Source organism: Gemmatimonadaceae bacterium (genome assembly GCA_035633115.1).
Lineage (GTDB): Bacteria > Gemmatimonadota > Gemmatimonadetes > Gemmatimonadales > Gemmatimonadaceae > UBA4720.
The window spans coordinates 1-5,430 of sequence record DASQFN010000085.1; the positions used below are offsets into that span (position 1 = coordinate 1).

Here is a 5,430-nt window from a genome sequence, read left to right on the forward strand (position 1 = left end):
CAATCAAGATCAACGCCGTCATCGTGCGGGGTCACAACGAAGACGAAGTCGCCGACTTTGCCGCGTTTGCGCGCGAGCATGATGTGAAGATGCGCTTCATTGAATTCATGCCGCTCGATTCCGGTCATGAATGGGCGCGCGAGCAAGTGGTTTCCGGCCGCGAGATTCGTGAACGCATCAACGATCAGTTTCCGCTGGTTCCTGTTGACGCGTATCGAGGGTCCGAAACCTCTTCACGTTATCGTTTCGCCGACGGCGCGCCGGGTGAGATCGGCATCATCGCGCCGGTGACCGAACCTTTCTGCGGCGCCTGCTCGCGAATTCGCCTCACCGCGGACGGACAGATCAGAACCTGTCTCTTCTCGACCATCGAACACTCATTGCGTGATGTTGTTCGCACCGGCGCTACGAGGCCAGAGATTATCGACTTTATTGAGACCGTCGTGATGAAGAAAGAGCCGCGCCACTACATCAACGACCCCGGCTTTGTGGCGCCTTCACGCACGATGAGTTTTATTGGCGGTTGAGCGTGTAGAAAATGACCGTATAATTTCAGCGGTCAGTCCGCAGTCGTTTTGAGAACATTTAGAACGGCGATCCCATTGGTTGCTCTGCCCTTACCAAAAGTGGAAGCAGCCCGTACCCCGCGGAGGTTCACATGTTCAGGACATCTCTTCCCAGGTTGTCCCTCCCGAAAATGTCGTCCGGCCAATAAATCCTTGCACTTATAGTTGATTCTCTTCAATACTGCCGGACGCCTTTGCGAACCTGTTTCTGGCATTTTCTTACTGCAAGTCATGTTCATATTCTCAACCTTCTATGCTTGGAAGATCTGGTTCTCTGGTGAGACGTGCCGCAGACGTTCAAAAGTTATCTTCATGTCCACCGTAGGTGCGTAGAAAAGGTTGCGAAGAGCGTCCACTGCGGGGAGACTTCCGAAAGGCCGCTTGGACCAGTTCCTGCGGCCTTTCTTCTTTGCTAGGCAAACATAGATGCGTCGCAAGCGGCCAGAAAGAGAATCGACGAGCATCTGCAGAGTACTCTCGGTCGGAGCTCTAAATGCAGTATTCAAACGCCGGATAATGTTTTCGGTACGGACAAGAGTCTCCCGCTTCCAAACAATAGCAGCCTGATACGATCGGTAGGCGCTCCAGACGGCGTACCGTAATGGGAACAGGATTAAGCGAATGCGGGATAGAAAAATACTCAACGAAGCATTGAGCCGAGCGCCCCAGGCAGCAGCAGTCTTTCTCGATAGGTATAGCGCGGGTCAGCATGTCGTCTCGCCCTCATTTATCGGGTAGTGATCGAGATCTGTCCGCTGGCTGGCTGGATCTGCGAACTGGTGCGGACCTTGGGAATAGAGATTCAAGTGGCCAGCACGGCCCACGATGCGTGGCGCTGGAAGAATGTCAAAAGAAAGAACGATCGCCAAGATGCGCTGAAGTTGGCGCAGCTTTCGGTGATGAATCAGTTGACGTTGGTGCATGTGCCCGAGCGCGCCGTACGGCAATGGCGGTTGCTGATCCAGTTCCGGCAGCGTCTGGTGGGCCGGCGCACTAAGATCAAGAATCACATACGCGACCTGTTGAGCAGAGCAGGACTGTCGCTGACGCGCGGTCATGGCGCTTGGACCATCAAGGGCCTCGCAGAGCTTGAGGCGCTGGCCCGGCCGCTCGGAGCAGTTGGAGCAGACGAGTTATGGCGCGGCGAGTTAGCCATCGAGTTGCAATCTCTGAAGGAAATTGCAGCCCCAATGCGAGCAGTCGAGCAGAAACTCGATGAGCTGGCCCAGGCAGACAAGAGCGTGCAACTGCTCCAGACGATTCCGGGAGTGGGGCCGAGACTGGCTGAAGCATTGGTCACGCTGATCGACAATCCGCAGAGGTTCAAACGAGGCAAAGAGGTGGGCGCCTACATTGGTATGGTGCCCAAGCAGTTGCAGTCGGGAGAAACCAACAGGCTGGGAAGAATCACGCGTCAAGGGAACAGATTGGTAAGATCGCTGCTGGTGGAAGTCGGCTGGATCGGCCTGCGGTACAACGCTTGGATACGCGCCGTTTACGAACGAGTAAGACGAGGAAGCAAAGCGCGCAAGAAGATCGCGATGGTAGCGGTGGCGCGCCGACTGCTGATCCGCTGCTGGGCCATGCTGCGAGACGGCACGCCCTGGCGGCCCGCACCACATACCGTCTGAGCCGGAAGGTCAGGACGCGGTCAAAAAACGAAAGGCGAGTAATCGCGGAGGTGAGGACCAAAGGGGAACGATAGCCCAGCGTCTATGGTTCCGTGGTCAGGTTTGAGTGGGGAGAGGTGGAGTTCGATACGGATTGAAAGGACGATAGCTCGCCCTGTCCCTGAGCGAAAAGCTCGGTCGGTAGAATGGGCATCGTCGCACCGTTGAATGGGCCCGCGTTCAAAGTCGAAACTGAAAGACTCGCGGCAGCTCGAATAGAAGGGTGAACCAATCAACCGGACCCCGCTTGACACGACCCGGCTTCATAGAAGGGGCCAGGCGCACGAAACCATCTCCGTCAATCGCATTAGTTGTTCGCTCCTCGACTTAATAACAGAAAAGGCTAACGCTCACCAACTGCTAGTGAGGCTGGACATCACCGCGCCTGCAGCATAGGTTAACAGTATGCCGCGAGTGCTTCTGCTTTTGCCAACGACCACGTATCGCACGAAAGCTTTCGTAGAGGAGGCGTTGAAAATGCACGTCGACGTTGTTGCCGCGTCTGAGCAGCCGAGCACTCTTGCTGACAAGAATCCTGAGGGGTTGCTCACGCTCGACTTCGACGAGCCCGGCCGCGCCGCGCGCCAGGTTGAGGAGTTTGCCGCGCAGTTTCCAATCGATGCCGTCATACCCGTCGACGAAGACACCGCCGTCGTTGCGGCGTCTGTCGCCCAAGCGCTGAAGCTGCGGCACAACCCTGTCGAAGCCGCGATCACCGCGAAGAACAAGCATCGCATGCGCGAAGTGCTCAGCCGCGCCGGAGTGCAGGTCCCTCGCTATTGGCACTTTTCTCTTGACGAAGACACGGGCGAGGTTGCCGCTCGCGTGACTTATCCGTGCGTCGTCAAGCCAGTGTTCCTATCGACGAGCCGCGGCGTGATGCGAGCCGACAACGAAGAAGAGTTCGCGGGGGTCGTGCGGCGGCTCGATCGAATCGTCAGTGACCCGAAGGTCGCGCGACGCGGAGGCGCGCTCGCCCGCGAAGCGCTTGTTGAGGAATTCATCCCAGGCTTTGAGGTCGCGGTCGAAGGATTGGTCACCGACGGCGAGTTTCGAATGCTCGCGATCTTCGATAAGCCTGATCCTCTTGACGGTCCGTTCTTCGAGGAGACGATCTACGTGACGCCGTCGCGTCTGGGGCGAGACGTTCAACGGCGGATAGTGGAGACAACTGCTGCGGCGACCCTAGCCATGGGTCTGACGAAAGGTCCCGTGCATGCGGAGCTGCGCGTGAACGAGCGCGGCCCATGGGTGATCGAAGTGGCCGCTCGCGCGATCGGAGGACTGTGCTCGCGCGCGCTGCGATTCGACAGCGGAGTTTCGCTCGAAGAGTTGATCATCCGGCACGCGCTCGGCGAAGACGTGCGGTCTGTAGAGCGCGAGCATCAGGCAGCGGGCGTTATGATGATCCCGATACCTCGCGCGGGAATCTTGAGAGAGGTGCTTGGTGTTGACGCCGCGAAGGCTATGCTAGATGTTGAAGACGTCGTCATCACTGCTCACATCACACAAGAGATTCTGCCGCCGCCTGAGGGAGCGAGCTACCTCGGTTTCATCTTCAGCCGCGCAGATACTCCCGATCAGGTCGAAGCCGCGCTGCGTGAGGCGCACGCGAGGCTTGAGTTCCTAATCGAGTAGATTGCTAAATAATGCGGCTCAGTCCTAGAATTAACGTGAAAATGTACGAACAGGGGAACAGCACGAAATCCATCCTGCTTGTGTCGTGCTACGAGCTGGGCCATCAGCCTGCGGGCATCGCTATGCCGATGGGGTTCTTGCGGCGGGCAGGATACCAAACCGAAGCGATGGACGTTTCGGTTGAAGGATTCGACGCCGAAAAAGTTAAGCGCGCCCGCTTCGTTGGGATATCGGTCCCGATGCACACGGCGCTGCGGCTTGGCCTGCGCGTGGCTGAAGAGATTTGCAAGCTCAACCCGAGCTGCCACATTTGCTTTTATGGTTTGTACGCGTTGCTCAACGCGGATTATCTGCTCAGCACCGTTGCCGACTCGGTAATCGGCGGCGAGTTTGAAGAAGCGCTCGTTCAACTTATTAAAGCCGTCGAGTCCGGAGCGGCGATTGACATCAAGGAAGTGAGCACGCGAAGGCTCCCGTCGAAGCCGGTGCTCGCGCGGCTCAACTTCACTGTGCCCGACCGCAGCGCGCTTGTGCCGCTTGAGCATTACGCCAGGCTCGAATACAAGGGCGAGCAGCGGCTGGTGGGCTATGTCGAAGCAAGCCGCGGGTGCTTGCATCACTGCACGCATTGTCCGATCCCGCCTGTGTACAACGGGCGCTTCTTCGTAGTGCCTAAGGACGTCGTTCTCGAAGACGTTCGCAGGCTCGTGGCTTCGGGCGCGCGGCATATCACATTTGGCGATCCGGATTTTTTGAACGGTCCCGGACATTCGCTTCGCATCACGCACGCGCTGCACGAGGAGTTTCCGCACCTGACCTTTGACTTCACCGCCAAGATCGAGCACATACTCAAGCACCGCGCGCTGGTCCCTGAATTCGCGCGGTCAGGCTGCGTCTTCGTTGTGTCGGCGGTCGAGTCGGTGAGCAACACTGTGCTCGAACATCTCGATAAGGGCCACACGCGAGACAACGTTCTCGAAGCGCTTCGGATACTGCGCAGTGCGGGCGTAGCTATGAGGCCGTCGTTCGTTTCGTTCACCCCGTGGTCCACGATCGACGACTACATAGACATTCTCGAGTTTGTCGAGTCTCAGAGCCTGATAGATCACGTGGACCCTGTACAGTACAGCATTCGCCTGCTTGTTCCGCCGGGCTCGCTGCTGCTGTCGCAGCCAAACACTGATCGGTGGCTGGGACGGCTGGTTCAAGGTTCGTTCACCTACGAGTGGGTGCATCCCGACACGCGCATGGACGAGTTGCACAACCGAGTGAGCGCCCTAGTTGAGCAGGCAGCTAGCAGAAGCGAGGACACGGCTGAGACTTTCTATGCGATCCGCGAACTTGCTTATGCAGCTCGCGGTGATGAGCCGCCCGTTCGAGCCGAGCGTGAGATTCGCCCGTTGAGGTTGCGCCCGCCGCGATTGAGTGAAGCGTGGTTCTGCTGAGCGGAGCCGACGAGGGACCAGTTTGGTCCCCTTGAAAAGAGGGCGGGGATATAGAAGAGAGTGAAGCCCGGTAGATCGGTTCGGAATAATGCTCCGGGCGTGAGCCCGGAG

Annotated in this window: 4 protein-coding genes; all 4 read left to right on the forward strand. The window is 58.0% G+C overall.

Translation table 11 applies throughout. From position 1 onward, the window contains the following. Positions 1 to 527: hypothetical protein (locus tag VES88_11495; protein HYN82119.1), on the forward strand; the 527-nt coding region annotated here is incomplete at its 5' end. Positions 528 to 1,303: 776 nt separating this feature from the next. Further along, positions 1,304 to 2,197: an IS110 family transposase gene (locus VES88_11500; GenBank protein ID HYN82120.1), complete on the forward strand. Its 894-nt coding sequence runs from the start codon at positions 1,304 to 1,306 to the stop codon at positions 2,195 to 2,197. 444 nt (positions 2,198 to 2,641) lie between these two features. Next, positions 2,642 to 3,874, forward strand: a complete 1,233-nt coding sequence (locus VES88_11505; protein ID HYN82121.1) for an ATP-grasp domain-containing protein — start codon at positions 2,642 to 2,644, stop codon at positions 3,872 to 3,874. 41 nt (positions 3,875 to 3,915) lie between these two features. Then, positions 3,916 to 5,319 carry a CUAEP/CCAEP-tail radical SAM protein gene (locus VES88_11510; protein ID HYN82122.1) on the forward strand — a complete coding sequence of 468 codons (1,404 nt, stop codon included), beginning with the start codon at positions 3,916 to 3,918 and terminating at the stop codon, positions 5,317 to 5,319. Positions 5,320 to 5,430: the final 111 nt, after the last annotated feature.